Origin of the sequence: Vibrio sp. Vb1127 (genome assembly GCF_033338735.1) — a bacterium.
Classification (GTDB): Bacteria; Pseudomonadota; Gammaproteobacteria; order Enterobacterales; family Vibrionaceae; genus Vibrio; species Vibrio alginolyticus.
The window spans coordinates 1-17,478 of the sequence record NZ_JAWOTF010000010.1; the positions used below are offsets into that span (position 1 = coordinate 1).

Genomic DNA, 17,478 nt, shown 5'->3' on the forward strand with positions numbered 1-17,478 from the left:
CGGATTCGAACCATCGAAGGCAGTGCCGGCAGATTTACAGTCTGCTCCCTTTGGCCACTCGGGAACCCCTCCAGGGTGTTTTATACTTAAAAGTTAGTTTCCCAACCTAGCTTTCAAGTTGTTCTCACGTTTAAAGGAAAAACATAAGAAAGAATATGGTGGAGGGGGACGGATTCGAACCATCGAAGGCAGTGCCGGCAGATTTACAGTCTGCTCCCTTTGGCCACTCGGGAACCCCTCCAGAGGATTTTTATACTTAGTAAGATGTTTTCCCAACTCATCTCCCAAGTGCGGAGCGAATCATAGCAAACTCGCTCAGGCTGTAAAGCGTTTTTCTTACGTTTTTACGTTGAATGCTGTCTTTTTGGGCAAAGATGGTAGAAAGTCAGCGTTTTGTTTGTCCTTTGAACAGAAGAGAGGCGCGCTTTTTACTTGAATTTACACTACTTGACGTTAAACACCGTATCTACTGATAAACTGTAAGCAGTTTAATGACATAAGTTTATTCGTTTAGAAGTCAATATCATGAGCATGAAAGCCACGTTATCGTTATCTGTTTTAACGCTTTCTATATTACTGAGTTCTCCATCGGTTTGCGCTGCGATGCGAGGAGGCTCAGCGGTTACTGTTGTGACTGAACAAGTAGAAACGCATGAGATCAATCAATCCTTAACTCTTATCGGCAAATTAAAGGCAGCGGAGTCTGTGGTTGTCGCATCGGAAGTCGCTGGCAAAGTGAATCAAATCGCTGTTAAAGCGAATCAAAATGTCCAGCAAGACCAGCTATTAATTAAGTTAGATGACGATAAGGCTCAAGCCGCTTTGATTGAGGCAAAGGCGTATCTAAAAGATGAACAGCGTAAGTTAAAAGAGTTCCAACGTTTGGTTAAGCGGAATGCGATTACTCAAACTGAAATCGATGCACAAAAAGCCAGTGTTGAAATAGCACAAGCGAGGCTTGATGCTGCTCAAGCCAATTTAGCTGACCTCCATATTACTGCCCCATTTTCTGGCACTGTTGGTTTTATCGATTTTAGCCGCGGCAAAATGGTCAGTGCGGGTACTGAACTTTTGACGTTGGATGATCTTTCCGTCATGGAACTGGATTTACAAGTACCGGAGCGCTATTTATCGATGCTTTCTATTGGTATGGAAGTCATCGCTAAAACCAGTGCATGGGGTAGCCAGACCTTTACTGGTCAAGTCACAGGTATTGATACGCGGATCAGTGCCGAAACACTGAATCTTCGCGTGCGTATTGAGTTTGATAATCCAGAAAATCAATTGAAGCCGGGCATGTTGATGAACGCTTCACTAGCATTTCCTGCTATTAAGGCGCCAATCATTCCTGTTCAAGCACTTGAATACTCCGGAACTAAACGTTTTGTATATGTAATTGATGAAAATAACAAAGCTACTCGTCAAGAAGTGTCGCTAGGTGCTCGTGTTGGCAACGAGGTGGTGATCGAATCTGGTGTTGAGATTGGTGACAAGATTGTGGTTCAAGGCATTGTTAACATGCGTGATGGTGTCGAAGTGAAAGAAATTGTCGCGCCACTAAAAGCGAACACCACGGATGTGACACGCAATGACAGTGAATCGGATGAGGAAGAAAACTAATGTTACTGTCCGACGTTTCAGTTAAACGCCCTGTCGCGGCGTTGGTTCTGAGCATGCTGTTGTGTGTGTTTGGCTTTGTGTCATTCACCAAATTAGCCGTTCGTGAAATGCCTGATATAGAAAGCCCAGTCGTTTCTATCAGTACGCGTTATGAGGGTGCATCGGCGACTATTATTGAAAGCCAAATTACCTCCGTTTTGGAAGACCAGCTTTCTGGGATCAGTGGGGTTGATGAAATTAGCTCCACTACTCGTAACAGCATGTCGCGTATCACGATCACGTTTGAGTTAGGTTACGATCTCAACACAGGTGTGAGCGACGTGCGTGATGCCGTAGCTCGTGCTCAGCGCTCGCTACCTGATGAAGCGGATGACCCTATTGTTTATAAGAACAATGGCTCGGGAGAGGCGTCGCTCTACATCAATCTCAGTTCTGCAGAGATGGACCGTACTCAATTAACGGATTATGCCGAACGTGTATTGATGGACCGCTTTAGCCTGATCTCTGGGGTTAGCTCCATTGATCTCTCCGGTGGTTTGTACAAGGTCATGTACGTGAAGCTTAAGCCAGAACTAATGGCTGGACGTTCAGTTACAGCTTCGGACATTACATCAGCTTTGCGAAGTGAGAACCTAGAAAGCCCAGGTGGTGAAGTTCGCAACGACTCAACAGTAATGTCCGTGCGTACGGCTCGTACTTATAACACGCCTGAAGATTTTCAATATCTTGTCATTAAACGCGCAAGCGACAATACACCTATCTATTTAAAAGATGTAGCAGATGTCTTCATTGGTGCAGAAAACGAAAACTCAACCTTCAAAAGTGATGGTGTAGTAAACATCAGTCTTGGTGTGGTACCGCAGTCAGACGCAAACCCGTTAGAAGTAGCGAAGCTGGTTAGGTCTGAAGTCGATAACATCCAGAAGTTCTTACCAGAAGGTACACGTCTTGCGATAGATTACGACGCGACAGTGTTTATCGAGCGTTCAATCGAAGAGGTGTACAGCACGCTATTTATCACGGGCGGCTTGGTGATTTTGGTGTTGTACATTTTCATCGGTCAAGCTCGTGCAACCTTAATTCCTGCGGTTACGGTACCTGTTTCTCTGATTTCTTCGTTCATTGCCGCGTACTACTTTGGGTTTTCTATCAACTTGATCACCTTGATGGCATTGATATTATCGATTGGTTTGGTGGTGGATGACGCAATTGTGGTTGTAGAGAATATCTTCCACCATATCGAACGCGGTGAATCGCCATTACTCGCCGCATATAAAGGCACAAGAGAGGTTGGTTTTGCTGTTATAGCAACAACATTAGTGCTGGTGATGGTGTTCTTACCGATCTCCTTTATGGATGGCATGGTAGGTCTACTATTTACAGAGTTTTCTGTATTGCTAGCTATGTCGGTCATATTCTCCTCTTTGATTGCCCTGACGCTGACTCCTGTATTAGGTAGTCAGATTTTGAAGGCGAATGTAAAACCAAATCGATTCAATGAAGCGGTTGATCGCTTGTTTAGCAAGCTTGAGAGTGGCTATCGCGCATTATTGAAAGGCGCATTGAAAGTACGTTGGGCTGCTCCGCTGGTGATTCTAGCTTGTTTGGGCGGTAGCTATTTCTTGATGAATCAGGTACCGGCCCAGTTGACCCCACAAGAAGATCGCGGTGTGATATTTGCGTTTGTGCGCGGTGCAGATGCTACGTCATACAATCGTATGTCAGCCAATATGGATATTGTCGAAGACCGATTGATGCCATTACTAGGGCAAGGTTATCTGAAGTCATTCAGCATCCAAACGCCAGCGTTTGGTGGCCAGGCAGGAGACCAGACAGGCTTTGTGATCATGATTCTAGAAGATTGGAACGAACGTGATATCACGGCTCAGCAAGCCCTTAACAAAGTACGGAAAGAATTGGCAGGTATCCCAGATGTTCGAGTGTTCCCATTTATGCCAGGTTTCCAAGGTGGTTCGAGTGAGCCAGTTCAGTTCGTATTAGGCGGCTCTGATTACGATGAGCTCGTTGTTTGGGCTGAAATGCTAAAGAACAAAGCAGAAGAATCACCAATGATGGAAGGAGCAGAGATAGATTACTCGGAAAAAACGCCTGAGTTATTGGTTACAGTTGACCGACAGCGTGCCGCAGAGCTAGGAGTCAGTGTTAAAGACATTTCTGACACCCTAGAAATCATGCTCGGTGGTAAAAGCGAAACGACTTATGTTGAGCGTGGCGAAGAGTACGATGTGTATCTTCGCGGTGATGAAAATAGCTTTAATAATGCTGCAGATTTAAGTCAGATTTATCTGCGCACGAATAGCGGTCAGCTAGTGACGTTAGATGCGGTCACAAAAATTGAAGAAGTGGCGGCCTCTATTCGTCTTTCTCACTACAACAAACAGAAGTCCATCACTATTACTGCCAACCTGTCGGAAGGTTATACATTAGGAGATGCGCTGAATTACCTAGACCAGGAAGCCATCGACAACTTACCGGGTGATATTTCGGTGAGTTATTCGGGGGAGTCGAAAGACTTTAAAGAGAACCAAGCGAGTGTTGCTGTTGTGTTTGCATTGGCACTACTAGTGGCGTATCTCGTGTTGGCGGCTCAGTTTGAAAGCTTCGTAAACCCGTTAGTGGTCATGTTTACGGTGCCGATGGGTGTATTTGGTGGCTTCCTTGGTTTGGTTATTATGGGCCAAGGTATGAACATTTATAGCCAGATTGGCATGATCATGTTGATTGGTATGGTGACGAAAAACGGTATTTTGATCGTAGAATTTGCCAATCAGCTACGTGATCGTGGCGTTGGGTTTGAAAAAGCGATCATTGATGCTGCCGCGCGACGTCTACGTCCAATCTTGATGACTGCGTTTACCACACTTGCTGGCGCAATTCCGTTGATCGTATCGACAGGGGCGGGTTATGAGAGCCGTATTGCCGTGGGTACGGTTATCTTTTTCGGGATGGGGTTTGCGACATTGGTGACCTTGTTTGTTATCCCGGCAATGTACCGATTGATTTCGGCGAAAACACAAGCACCAGGTCATGTAGAAGCAGAGTTAAACAAAGCAATTAGCCATGATACGAAGGGCCGTATAGCGCACCCTTAAATCAAACGTTAAAACATAAAAGCCGAGGTAATAACCTCGGCTTCTCTTTATCGGTTTAAAGTTAGCTCGGAAGCGTTCGATTAGAAGCGTTTCCCTAGGCTGATTTGTACACCTTCGTAGCTGTCGTAAAAATCTTCAAAACCCATATCTGCGACATTATAAATGTACTCTGCGCGTAACCAGATATCTGTACTCATATCCCAATGGACGCCAACACCGATGTTGAATAGTGCGCCTGAGTCATCTGTGACCTTTTGTTCGTTTGGTACGTACATTTCGGCTTGAGTGCCAAGCGCTGTTGCGCGACCGAATAGTGATAGTGGCGTATCGCCTAAGTCATCACTCGTTACAACAGCAGACATACCTGCTTGGTAATAGTGAAGATCTAAGTCAGTTTTTAGAGCATCGTTCTTAAGTTCATTTTGTGAATAGCGCAGAACCCCTTCAAACGCGAGGTATTGGTTTACATGGTAACCCCAGCCAACTGTGATATGTGGTGTTGACCACTCATTGTATCTATCCGAGCCGAAGTACGGTGTATCAAAACCAACGTTACCAGTACCTAGATAAAAATAAGATTGATGAGCTTGTTCTTGAGCAGCTAAAGTTGGCACGCTAATGGTCAAGGTAGACAATAATAGAATGGCGTTTTTCATAACTAGACGATAACCTTGGTAAAAGACCGTTGTAATGATTTGTTTAAATGTTAATTTAATCAATAGGATGGGTGGTAATTATCATATCAGCTTTTATCAAAGGTAGTGATTTTAGAATGGGAATTGTTGCGCTAAAGCATACTTCTTACTCATGACTACCAACTAACTAGATATGGTGACGAAAGCTAGTCAAATAAGAGAGAAGGAAAGGAAAGTGGCTGAATTCAAATATAAAAACTTGACTCAAGAAGAACAAGATAAGTTAGACGCGGCGACATTTCGCCGTTTATTGGCGCATTTAGATGCCAACAAAGACGTACAAAACATCGATCTGATGATCCTTGCGGGCTTCTGTCGCAACTGCTTTAGCAAATGGTATAAATCTGAGGCTGAAAATCTCGGTTTGGATTTAGATATTGATGACGCTCGCGAACGTGTTTACGGCATGACTTACGATGAGTGGAAACAAAATCATCAACCAGCGGCAACGCCAGAACAATTGGCTGCGTTTGAAGCGCGCCAGAAAAAGTAAAACCCAGCGATAAAAACAGCCCGCATGAAGTTGGGCTGTTTTTTAAAGTCCAGTTTGCACGTTAAGCGTTAGTTGAGCCGCAACAAGCTGGCTCAACGCAACCTTTTGCTTGAATGACTTCGAGTTGAGCTAAGTAAGGTTGAATATCGCCGATGTTCTCTTTTACCCATGTTAAGTCATAATACGTATCTAGGTAACGCTCTCCAGAATCACATAGAAGCGTCACGATAGAACCCTTCTCACCGCGTTGTTTCATCTCACAAGCCAATTGCAGCACACCGTAAAGATTGGTGCCTGTTGATGCGCCGACTTTACGTCCAATCAGCTGAGATACCCAATGGGCGGTTGCCACACTGGCTGCGTCTGGAATTTTGCGCATTTCATCAATGACACCAGCAATAAAGCTTGGTTCGACACGTGGTCGCCCGATACCTTCAATTTTGCTGCCAGTATCGCCTTTCAATGAGTGATTTCCTGACTGGAAAGCGTCGTAAAACACTGAGTTTTCAGGGTCTACCACGCAAAGCTTAGTGTCGTATTTTTGGTAACGAATAAAACGGCCAATGGTTGCTGATGTGCCGCCTGTTCCAGGACTCATCACTACCCAGCTAGGAATCGGGTGATCCTCTAACTCCATTTGGCTAAAGATAGAGTTCGCGATGTTGTTGTTACCGCGCCAGTCAGTCGCACGTTCAGCATAAGTAAACTGGTCCATGTAGTGACCATTTAGCTCTTGAGCCAAGCGTCGAGACTCGTCATAAATCTGATCTGAGCGCTCTACAAGATGCGCTTTACCACCGTAAAACTCAATTTGTTCAATCTTTTTACGTGCGGTGGTTTTCGGCATAACAGCAATGAACGGTAAGCCAAGTAAACGCGCAAAATACGCTTCCGAAACGGCAGTGCTGCCTGAGGACGCCTCGATTACAGTGGTTTCAGGACCAATCCATCCATTACAAATAGCATAAAGAAACAATGAGCGCGCCAATCGATGCTTAAGAGAGCCTGTAGGGTGCGTACTCTCATCTTTTAGATAGATATCGATACCATCAAGAGAAGGTAGTTCGAGTTTAAATAAGTGAGTATCAGCAGAACGTTGGAAGTCTGCTTCAATTTTACGCACTGCATTGTTGATCCAATTGTGGTCAGTACACATGGCGTCTCTCCTTGGGAAATCGATAGATAAGTATTAGATAGGGATAATTTATCTATGATTTCCGAGAAAAACTTTGCTATTGTTACTCTTAATAAAGATACCTGTAGAAAAATTTTCTACATTTTATGGGTTTTATAGAAATGAGCTTAGATCGAATAGATAAGCAGCTGCTTGCTTTACTACAAACCGACAGCACCTTGTCATTAAATGACGTGGCTGAGCGAGTCAATCTTACTACAACACCATGCTGGAAGCGCTTGAAAAGGTTGGAAGAAGAGGGCTACATCGAAAAACGCGTGGCGTTGTTAAGTGCAGAAAAGCTCGAGCTATCTTTCATTGCATTTGTTCAGTTAAAAACGATTGATCATTCCGAAGGTTGGTATCACCATTTTGTTACAACTGTGAGTGACTTTCCTGAGGTAATGGAGTTTTATCGTATGGCTGGCGAGTATGACTACATGATGAAAGTACTAGTCAAAGATATGAAGTGTTTTGACGAATTCTATAAGCGGTTAGTTAATAGTGTAAAAGGGCTATCTAATGTGACTTCAACATTTGCTATGGAGTCCATTAAATACACAACAGAGTTACCAATCCTAAAATAACTCGCCCTATAAGAATTCTATCTAATGTTAATTCTACCTTTTAGTATTTTAAATGTTAAAAGGTAGTTTGATTATGCTTTTAAAACTATTTCCTACCAGATTTTTACAAATATAAACGATATTTATTCTCTCTTCTATTTTTCATTAACCATTTGTTTTTACAGTCCATTAATCCTATACATCATAATGAAAGAAAAAATAACGCAATTTTTTCTCTTTCTTTTTCATGTTTTATTTTATTGAATATTAATTTTTACTAAATTAATGGAAGAGTTTGATTTAAACGTTTGCTTTTTGTGTTTTCATGTAATTTGGTCGCTATTTTTGAGTATTTGTTTTTAGGGTTAATACAGTAGCAATTACTTAAGTAATAAAGTACTCAAAAATGGGGATAGTGATTAATAAAACATCGTATTATTATCGCCCCATCTTGTATGTAACAAAGTATTACTAAAAATGAACAGAAATTACTATTTGCTTTTTCTCGCAGCTTTACTCGCTGGCTGTGGCGGTGGGGGAGACTCTAAGCCGAACAATACGAAGACACCAACTACGGTAACAAAGCAGAACCGTCCGCAATTAAAAGTGGAAGACACGGTGTTGAAGTTTGAAGGAGTGGGAACGGTTACTGAAGCAAAACTGAGCAATGTACATGGGTCGGTATCTTACCAAGTCATTGACTCTAATCCGCCAAATGTCGTGAAAATTAATGACTCAGGAATACTACAAATTCTGCGCCCAGGAACGGCGACGATTCTTGCTACAGATAGTAGCTCTGCTTATGAATCTTCTGAAGCAAGATTTTCTGTCACTGTAGAGCGAGGCATCAATACTGAACTTTCAGTGAGTGATCTGAATTTCAATGCGATTGAGTCAGAAGGAAAAGCGTTGATCGTCCGTGGCCAAAAAGGCGAACTGAGTTATGAGGTAGAAAGTGGTCATAACTTGATTCGTGTTGATGAGAACGGTTCGGTATATTCATTAGGTTCAGTTGGTCAGGCATCGGTGCTGATTACTGATTCAGGTAACGACTTTTACTTGCCGAAACAAGTTCGCGCTACGGTTAAACTGCATGCAGTAGCTCCGGGGCAATTACAGTTCGCTTTGCTTGAAGACGAGTATCGAGAAGGGTTGACGTTAGAACCAGTGCGTTTAGATAAAGCTCAAACGCAACGTATTTCTTACAAAATCATAAATAGCGTACCAGACAGCAAGGTGGCCGAGTTGCTAGACCCTGAAACGGGTTTGCTTCTTGTTCATAATGTTGGGCGATTAACGGTTGAAGCGACTGCAACTTACAGCGACGCGTTTCTAGATAAACAGCAAACAGCGCAATTTTTTGTGGATATAAAACAAGGCAAGCGTCAAGAAATCAGCGCAGCGGATATTGTCACAACTTATGAGGAAGGTGGACGAATTTTCCCTAAGGTGACGAACGCCTACGGTGACTATGAGCTGAGAATCATTCGTGGTGAAGACGTTGTCGCTAAAACTGAAAATGGTGAAGCATTACTGATCAAAGGTGTTGGTGCTGCTGAAGTGGAAATTTACGAGCATGACATGCGTAATTATCCTGCAAGCAAAACTCGTTTTGATCTTGAAGTTAATCGCGCGCCTCATCCCGTTATAAAAGACATTGAAATGCCGCTTACCTATCAACCAAATCTTTCAATCCCTCTGGCGTTTAAAGGGCAAAAAGGTAACGTAAATCTAGTTAGCAGCTTACCTAATGGCTTACGAATGACTGACGGCAAGTTGGAGGTAGTGACTGCGGGTGAGTACGACCTTAAGTTTGAAGACGATGGTGGGGAGTTCTACCAACCTATTCAATTTAATGTCGTCATTAAAGTTGCAAAGGCTGAAGGCCAACCCATGGCAACGCACGATTATGACGTTGTATACAGCAACAAATACAGTTTTGATCTTCATCGTGATTTTGGTTTGAGTGCTGACGAGCAAATTGAGATTGTAGATAACACCGCACCAGATGTTGTCGGTGGTTTTAGTGAAGGACGTCTCCATGTGTATAAAGCGGGTAAAGCGACGCTAACTGTGCGCAGAAAAGAGAGCGCGAATTATACTGTTGGTCCTGATCAAAAAGTCTACGTGACAATTTTGAGTGCGCCGAGCCGAATTGAAGTTCAATCCGATGTGGAAGAGATTTGGAAGGTTGGCCAAACATTTGTTGCGCCGAAAATCTCTGGTACGGTTGGGGAAGTTACGTACCGATTTGCAGACAACGCAGCAACAGATGTAGTTTCCTTAAGCAGCCAAACGGGTGCCATGCAAATTCTTAACGCGGGTAGCACAAAAATTATTGTTTCGGATGCGGGGGACGACAAAGTGGATCCGGGTGAAAGTAGCTTCTCGGTCACGATTAAACAAGGCGCAAACCCTGTATCGGTTACTTACCCAACGGTAGAATTCTCCGCTGGTAGTGTTATCTCACCAGTGATGAGTGGTGGGACTGCGAAGGCAAGTTACCGTCTTATTAACCAAAAAGATCCTGTGGTCGAGCTAGTTTCCCCTGATACGGGGCGTTTGAAGATTTTGCACGCAGGCGAGTACCAAGTAGAGGTTACTCTTACTGGACGCAACTACAAAGCTAAAACAATCGTCGTAAATGGCACTATTAACAAAGCGAATCACCCTGGTTTAAGTGCTTCTACAATGAAGGTGGAATTTGAACCATTTAAAAAGGTTAAGCTAGACTTTGGTACACCAATAGGAAACCGCAGCTATCAAATATCCAGCTCAACAATTAAAGGAGTCGCTTCATTAGATGTTGATAAGGAAGAGCTGACGTTACTTGACCTCCCGCCAGTAAAAAGACGTTGGATTTCTCTCGACGTTTCTGAAGGAGAATCTCGAGATTACAAAGCGTTGGAAAGTAAGAAAGTCCAGCTGTATCTAAGCTTTGCAGATGAAGGTGTTGCGGATCAATATACATTGCTTGAAACTGAACAAACAGTATTGTTTAGCACGCTAAATGCACGTGAGTTTTCTAACTTAGAAGAAAGTGAGTTTGGTTTGATGAACGTTCGTTCAGTGCGTGAGCCAACGGACGAAGAATTGAAACTATACGGCAAAGGTAAGATTGCACTACTTGCATTCAAGCCGGTGGGTAACGATGACCAAACTCTAATAAAAGGAGCGTGGGTACACTTAGCTCGATTTGATGGATGTACATCAGAGCTGTTCGAAGATGATCTCAAGCCTTTTGAAGCAATTGACTATGATGACCCAGGGTACTGCACCAACGGCAGCACGATTCGTATGACTCGGTTCTTAGTAATTGATGACTCGAAGATGGAAAAGGTAGAGTATGAGTTAGTAGCACCTGTGATTACTTACCGTCGTGGGGTTCGTGAATTTTTAGCAACGAATAAAGGTGGATTCTATGCCGACCCAAATGTCATTTACGGGAAAGGCGAATATGGTTACCCGAAATCACTTTACGAATGGTCGGTTGTTAACATGAAGTATCAACCAAATTAATCATCGTTTGATACCCATTAAAAAAGGAGTGCGGAACAGCACTCCTTTTTTCGTGTAACGAACACGAGCTATTTCGTGTAGCGCATCACCCCTTCTTGCACGGCGGTCGCCACTAAGTGACCTTGCTGGTTGTATATTTCGCCTCGGACCAACCCACGAGTATTGCTCGCCGTTGGGCTCTCTATCGCATATAGAAGCCATTCATCCATCTTAAACGGACGATGGAACCAGATAGAGTGGTCAATGGTGGCCACTTGAAAGTTAGGCGTCATTAATGAGACTTCATGTGGATGCATTGCTGTCACAAGGAATCCCCAATCGGATGCGTAGGCCAGAAGGTACTGGTGAATTAGCTGATTCTCTGGCATTTCACCATTAGCACGAATCCAAAGGTACTGTTTGGGTTCTGCTTTTTTGGGCTTCAAAGGGTTGATAACCGTAACGGGGCGAGTTTCGATTGGCTTTTCCCCGCAAAATGTTTTGCGTAAGCGTTTGGGTAGAAATTCTGCAATATGGCTTGCGAGCTCACTCTCTGAGGCAAAGTTTTCTGGACCAGGGATATCTGGCATTTCTTTTTGATGATCAAACCCAGGTTGATCGCCATGGTAGGATGCGGTTAGGTAAAAAATAGGGCGTCCATTTTGAATTGCTTTTACGCGTCTAGTGCTAAAGCTACGGCCATCTCTCAGATTTTCTACGTCATAAATAATAGGTTTTTCTGGATCGCCAGGGTACAAAAAATAGCTATGGAAGGAGTGTACCGTGCGTGTTTCTTCAACGGTGTAGCGCGCAGCAGAAAGTGCTTGCCCAATTACTTGACCGCCATAAACTTGAGGCAAACCTAGGTTTTCACTTTGGCCACGAAACAAGCCTTCTTCTAATTTTTCGAGTTGTAGTAGGCTGAGCAATTCTCGTAGTGGTTTACTCATTGTGTCTCCTCACCGTTGTCTTTCATTCCAAGTTACCTCAACAGCCTCACTCTTGTGAAGTGGCATAGTTAAGAACTATTGAGTAACTTAGAAATAGTATTGTTCCAATTATGAAACAAAATCAATTGTTTGATAAATTCTAACTCAGTCAAACTATTGTCAAATAAAATGACAGGAAGCAGACAGTTTTATATTCCACACCTATAATTGCTTCGGTTTAATGCTCTTTTCGAGGAATATATGAAAAAAACACTACTACTTGTTACTTCTCTACTCTTTGGGGCTGCGTTAGTGGGTTGCCAAACTTCTCAAAATACAGAAATGGAATCTACAGAGGCGTCAATGAAGACGATTACAGGTACAGTGGCTTATCGCGAGCGGATTGCCTTGCCACCAAACGCAGTGGTTACTATTGCGTTAGAAGATGTGTCCTTGGCGGATGCGCCAGCAAAAGTGTTGGCGAAACAGACATTCGAAACAGAAGGTAAGCAAGTTCCTCTTTCTTTTGAGTTGAGTTACGACAGCAATGAAATCAAACCAAACCATCGTTACAGCGTTCGTGCTCGCATTGAGGTAGATGGAAAGCTGCGTTTTATCAGCGACACACATAACGGTGTTATTACAGATGAAGCACAAACTCACCAATTAGATATTCGTCTAGTTGGAACACGTTAATACGACGTACTGAGAACAAAAAATGGCAGCTTAAGGCTGCCATTTGTATTTTTTAAGTGAAGTTTTGCCAACTTCCGAGACTTCAATCCCTTCTGCTTCTAATTTCTTTTTTTGTCGCTCTAAGTCTCTGCCTTTTAAAGATATTTTTCCTTGGCTATTTACCACTCTAAACCAGGGGAGTTTGCTGTCTTCTGGTAGGTTACCCAGTGCTTTACCAACATGTCTCGCATAGCCCGGATAACCGGCCATTTTTGCAATTTCCCCATAGGTGGAGACTTTTCCTTTTGGAATTTGGTGAATTACAGCAAAGATTTGCGCTAAAAATTGGTCCATACTCAAAAGTGTCTATTTTGGATTACTAAGGAATGGTAAACCATTGGACTTGTATATTGCTAACGGTTCTTAACCCTTGTGTTGTCAGCGACTCACTTTGAAGAATTACATTTTCTGTTCTTTAGTGTCGTTGGTTGATGAGCCTTAAACAGCATGAAGCAAACGCAAGCTAAGCTTGAATCTAGACCCTCTCAACGACTTTCAATCCCAGTTTTTGCCGTTGAGTTACCAAGTAGGTGGGGAAGCCAGGAGGCGCTATGATTTTATCGACACTTCAATTTTTCGTTACGACCTTACTCGCTGTTGTCTGCGTTCGGGCGATGAGTTTGAGCGAGGGTGACATTCCCGTTCTTGCACTTATGATCCCCGCGCTGTGGGTTCTGCCACAAGGTGGGTTCGCTGGCTTAGTATTGCTGGGCGCGATGATGGCTTTTGGTGCGACACTCTCAATGCAGCCAATTGCTTTGTCGGTTGGTGTTTTGATCCTTTTCCCACTTTTAATGGTGGTGTTTTCTCGTAGAAGCTCTTTAGGCGTGTTGCTCACCGCTGGTCTTATTGTACTTACACTGCAAGTTGGTCTTATGGTCACACAGCAAGGCGGTAAGCTGGATGGGTCTGCTTGGGTTACAGTGGTTCAAACCATTGCGGTTATGGCGATGTGGTGGTCGGCTGCGCATTGGACGCCATCCAATAAACACAGCTGGTGGCCGTTGTTTTTGTTGCTCCCTTTGTGGATTGCAGGCCTACCGTACGCCGTTCTTATGGCGTTAAGTTTGACGGGAATGTTAGCGTCAATGGAAGCACTTGCGAAGCTTCAACATACCATTCGTTGGAGCAAATTATTATGTTGGACATTGCCGACTGTGGGTTTTGCCGCTTTAGTCGTCAGCCCGACCACGGATGTGCCAAACCCTGTTTTCGTGGTTTGGATCTGTTTGTTAGGGACGGCTTGGATGACTGACTATATTTTACGTAGTAGCGATGAACAGGCTGAATTATGAGTTTTTAGTCAGGTAAAAAGTGACATGTGCGGCAGAGTATCGAATTGGTTGTGGAACAAAATGGAGATTAGTATATGTTCTTCATTTCATATTTACTACACTTCCAATAATAATAACCACAATATAAGTGGTTGATTTAAGATAAGTTTGTCATGACAACTTTTGCTCGAACACTGTTGCTTTTTGCATGTTGCCTCTTGAGTTTGAATGTAAAAGCCGAAGCCCCTTTAATTGCTCATTATAAAGTCGCGACTGAAGCGGATGATGTCGTCACTCGTGTTCTTTTCAATGCTGCTTCAAAGGAGTTTGGCTTTACCGTTCAATACGTGAACTACTCCAGCTTTGATGCCATTCTAAATTCAGTAGCGAATGGGGAAGCGGACTTTGCTGCGAATATCACTTACACACAAGAACGTGCTCAACGTTTTAGTTATTCCCGCCCAACAAATATCGAATATACTTACCTCTTTGGTTTAAAAGATTCGACGTTGAGTGACATTTCGCGTGTTGGCGTCCCCAAAGATACAGTTTATGCCCAATTACTTAAACAACACTACCCTGAGCTAGAACAGATCTCTTATCAAGGTTACGAACAAGCAGTAACACTGCTACGTTCAGGTGCTGTGGATGGCGTTGTCGATGCCATTAACCAGCTCAAGCCGATGCTGATGGAGGGGTTTGACGCCAAGATGCTCAATGATCAGATTTCGATAAAGCCCGTATCCATCATCAGTAAAAAAGATCATCATCTTGAAGAGTTGGACACGTTCGCTACGTTTATTCACGGGGAAGCGGTGCAAAAGCAGCTTCGAGAAGAAATTTCCCAGTATCAATTTGAATTAAGGCGAGCAGCGTTGCGTGATTCTATTCGTTTATTACCCCTTGATTTTAATGAACCAATACGGATTAAGCTCGAATCTATCTTTCCATATGTTGTATACAACGCAGATGGTAGTGTCGAAGGGATGACGGCTGATGTAGTCCTGAGAAGTTGTGAGATCTTGGCTTTAAACTGCTTGATCATTAGTGAGCCTGGTGAAAGCTGGGGTTCTATGTACCATGAGTTTATCCAAGGTAATTTCGAAATTTTGGCGCCGTTAACGGTCAGCCGTGAGCGGCGCGCATTTAGCTACTTTCCAAAGTCCCATTACGCGCCAGCATCGGTGATGGTCAAGCGTTTAGGTTACAAACCGAGCACATACTCTCATGTTTCACAGTTGATATCTGAGCGGATTGGCGTAGTTAAGGATGACTTTTTCGATCAAATGATGACGCAACTGTTACCGCTAAAAGAACTCAAACGTTATCGTACCCAACAAGAGCTCATTCAGGGGCTACTACATGAAGAAGTCGATTACATTCCGATGGATACGGCGATGCTCAATCATTTTTTACGTCTCAGTGAATTGGTTCCGATAGAGCAGGATACCGCTATTGGCGAGTTTTATGAGTCACAACTCTCTGTTGGATTGGTCGCGAATGAAAAAGGAGCCATGCTTGCGCCTTTCTTCAGTCGTGCGATAGCGATGTTAGAAGTTGATAAGATCATTGCTCAGTACGATGTACGCCCAGATTGGCGTACCGCACTTGAATATGAGATTCGATTAGCGACGCAAACACAAGCTGTGTTTATCTTTGTATTATTGTTTGCTATTTGTGTTTCGCTTTATCTTTACCGTCAATCGAACACTGACAACTTAACAGGGTTAAGGAATCGTCGTGCGTTGCAAGTAAAGTATCGAAAAGGAGTAAACAAAGATCTATCCATACTTTACTTAGACATTAATCATTTCAAACGAATCAATGACACTTATGGGCATCGCGCTGGGGACGAAGTTTTACAACTACTGGCACTAAAAATTCATTATGTCTGGTCGGGAAGATGTTATCGAATTGGAGGGGATGAGTTCATATTGCTGGGTTATCCTACGCAAGCCGAGTTAACTAGAGCAATGAGAGAGCTCAGTAGAATCGACGTGAAAGGCAAATTATGTAGTGATTTGGAGTCTATAAGTATCTCTATTGGTTTCTCCGCAAAAAGGGAACGGCACATGAGCTTAGAGCAAGCGATGCATTTGGCTGATGAAGACATGTACATGAGTAAGCAGTCCTCACGGCACGACTCCTCTTATCGTGACTGTACGGTTTCATCATAAAGGAATGAATTGATCGAGTTTTGTCCAAACGATAATGAAATGATGAAATTCAAGGTTTTTGCTCTTGCATTATGAGAGCTGATACTGAATAATCGCCCCATCGATTGAGGCAAGACCTCTCGAAAAGAATTATGGGGCTCTGGTCCTCTCGCAACAATAGCTCGTGAACTCGGTCAGGTCCGGAAGGAAGCAGCCGCAGCGTGTGACTTGTGTGCCGGGATGTGGCTGGGGTCCCACCCTTTGAAAGCCCTGCGTTATCGCAGGGCTTTTTTCGTTTTTGAGCCTTCTTTTATTTTGGCTACGCTTGGTGTTCAACGTCTTCTGATGATCAAGCTTCTTGAGGTTATTTAGGTATAATTTATAATCTCATCCGCTCGATACCGAACTTTCGTGAAGATTGTTTAGGGTACACTCGCCGAATAACCATTTTCACCTGGGATACTTTAATGATTTCAAAAAACCAATTAAAACTGCTTCGTGCTTTAGGTCAAAAGAAACAGCGTAAAGCGCATGGCTTATTCCTAGTTCAGGGTGAAAAGAACGTACTAGAGCTAGCAAGTAGTTCATTGAAGGTGAAGCAGGTTTTTGCAACAGCGGCATTTCTCGAACAAAATGCTGGTACGCTAAATCGTTTTGATTGTGTTGAAGCATCGCTTGATGAATTGACCAAAGCGAGCACGCTTGTGAGCAATAATGCGGCCATTGCTGTGGTTGAAATTCCGAGTGTAAAAGAGCCTCAAGCGAAAGGCTTGATGATTGCGCTAGATGGTGTATCCGACCCTGGTAATCTAGGTACGATTATTCGTGTTGCAGACTGGTATGGCATCAAGCACATTATTGCGAGTACAGATTGTGCTGATCCTTATAATCCTAAAACGATCAGTGCGACCATGGGCAGCTTTGGCCGCGTACAAGTGAGTTTGGTGGATTTGCCAAGTTACTTGGAACACGCCAAATTGCCAGTATATGGCGCGTTTTTGGAAGGAGAGAGCGTTCATAAAACGGATTTCGCTGCTGAAGGTATTTTGTTGATGGGCAGCGAATCTCATGGTGTGCGCGAAGCCGCAGCAAAATTCGTGACAGATAAGATCACGATTCCGGCGTTTGGCGGTGCCGAATCACTGAATGTCGCGATGGCGACTGGCATTATTTTAGACAACATGCGCCGCCAACATAGCTAATGCAACAATTACTTAATAACAAA

At 43.5% G+C, this 17,478-nt stretch carries 13 protein-coding genes, 1 tRNA gene and 1 other RNA gene; 10 read left to right on the top strand and 5 right to left on the bottom strand.

The window, feature by feature from the left end:
- Positions 1 to 156: 156 nt before the first annotated feature.
- Positions 157 to 241 (bottom strand) — tRNA-Tyr (locus R7H07_RS14525).
- A 284-nt stretch (positions 242 to 525) separates the two neighbouring features.
- On the opposite strand from R7H07_RS14525, the gene R7H07_RS14530 reads away from it, so the two are divergent.
- Together R7H07_RS14530 and vmeF are read left to right on the top strand one after the other, a co-directional pair.
- Positions 526 to 1,620, top strand: coding sequence for an efflux RND transporter periplasmic adaptor subunit (locus R7H07_RS14530; protein ID WP_005378593.1), 1,095 nt, complete (start codon positions 526 to 528; stop codon positions 1,618 to 1,620).
- Positions 1,620 to 4,733 carry a multidrug efflux RND transporter permease subunit VmeF gene (vmeF, locus tag R7H07_RS14535; RefSeq protein WP_149191937.1) on the top strand — a complete coding sequence of 1,038 codons (3,114 nt, stop codon included), beginning with the start codon at positions 1,620 to 1,622 and terminating at the stop codon, positions 4,731 to 4,733. Before R7H07_RS14530 ends, vmeF begins: the two co-directional genes overlap by 1 nt.
- 80 nt (positions 4,734 to 4,813) lie before the next feature.
- On the opposite strand, the gene R7H07_RS14540 is transcribed toward vmeF, so the two are convergent.
- Entirely contained in the window at positions 4,814 to 5,389 is a 576-nt protein-coding gene (locus tag R7H07_RS14540) for a porin family protein (RefSeq protein WP_085569626.1), read from the bottom strand.
- Between the two features lie 214 nt (positions 5,390 to 5,603).
- On the opposite strand from R7H07_RS14540, the gene R7H07_RS14545 reads away from it, so the two are divergent.
- Entirely contained in the window at positions 5,604 to 5,921 is a 318-nt protein-coding gene (locus tag R7H07_RS14545; RefSeq protein WP_005378586.1) for a DUF1244 domain-containing protein, read from the top strand.
- A gap of 61 nt (positions 5,922 to 5,982) precedes the next feature.
- Here R7H07_RS14545 and R7H07_RS14550 read toward each other — a convergent pair whose 3' ends face one another.
- Complete coding sequence (locus R7H07_RS14550; protein ID WP_005389952.1) at positions 5,983 to 7,077, bottom strand: PLP-dependent cysteine synthase family protein; 1,095 nt, start codon at positions 7,075 to 7,077, stop codon at positions 5,983 to 5,985.
- 140 nt (positions 7,078 to 7,217) lie between these two features.
- Between R7H07_RS14550 and R7H07_RS14555 the strand changes: the two genes are divergently transcribed.
- A complete protein-coding gene (locus tag R7H07_RS14555) occupies positions 7,218 to 7,682 on the top strand; it encodes an Lrp/AsnC family transcriptional regulator (protein WP_025998626.1) in 465 nt (154 codons plus the stop codon).
- 456 nt (positions 7,683 to 8,138) lie between these two features.
- Entirely contained in the window at positions 8,139 to 11,180 is a 3,042-nt protein-coding gene (locus R7H07_RS14560) for a cadherin repeat domain-containing protein (protein ID WP_206959073.1), read from the top strand.
- A gap of 68 nt (positions 11,181 to 11,248) precedes the next feature.
- Here R7H07_RS14560 and tesB read toward each other — a convergent pair whose 3' ends face one another.
- Entirely contained in the window at positions 11,249 to 12,109 is an 861-nt protein-coding gene (tesB, locus tag R7H07_RS14565; RefSeq protein WP_005378575.1) for an acyl-CoA thioesterase II, read from the bottom strand.
- 240 nt (positions 12,110 to 12,349) lie between these two features.
- Here tesB and R7H07_RS14570 point away from each other — a divergent pair, with 240 nt between their 5' ends.
- Entirely contained in the window at positions 12,350 to 12,784 is a 435-nt protein-coding gene (locus R7H07_RS14570) for a YbaY family lipoprotein (RefSeq protein WP_005378572.1), read from the top strand.
- Positions 12,785 to 12,814: 30 nt separating this feature from the next.
- Here the strand turns inward: R7H07_RS14570 and R7H07_RS14575 are convergent, their stop codons facing one another.
- Positions 12,815 to 13,117 (bottom strand): DNA base-flipping protein, encoded by a 303-nt coding sequence (locus R7H07_RS14575; protein ID WP_033905036.1) that lies wholly within the window; start codon positions 13,115 to 13,117, stop codon positions 12,815 to 12,817.
- 257 nt (positions 13,118 to 13,374) lie between these two features.
- On the opposite strand from R7H07_RS14575, the gene R7H07_RS14580 reads away from it, so the two are divergent.
- The 4 genes from R7H07_RS14580 (at position 13,375) to R7H07_RS14595 (ending at position 17,455) form a co-directional block, all read left to right on the top strand.
- Positions 13,375 to 14,118, top strand: a complete 744-nt coding sequence (locus tag R7H07_RS14580; RefSeq protein ID WP_005389942.1) for a hypothetical protein — start codon at positions 13,375 to 13,377, stop codon at positions 14,116 to 14,118.
- Between the two features lie 152 nt (positions 14,119 to 14,270).
- Positions 14,271 to 16,274, top strand: a complete 2,004-nt coding sequence (locus tag R7H07_RS14585) for a GGDEF domain-containing protein (RefSeq protein ID WP_206959074.1) — start codon at positions 14,271 to 14,273, stop codon at positions 16,272 to 16,274.
- Between the two features lie 137 nt (positions 16,275 to 16,411).
- Positions 16,412 to 16,508: signal recognition particle sRNA small type (gene ffs / locus R7H07_RS14590), an RNA gene on the top strand.
- A gap of 212 nt (positions 16,509 to 16,720) precedes the next feature.
- Positions 16,721 to 17,455, top strand: a complete 735-nt coding sequence (locus R7H07_RS14595) for an RNA methyltransferase (RefSeq protein WP_005378485.1) — start codon at positions 16,721 to 16,723, stop codon at positions 17,453 to 17,455.
- Positions 17,456 to 17,478: the final 23 nt, after the last annotated feature.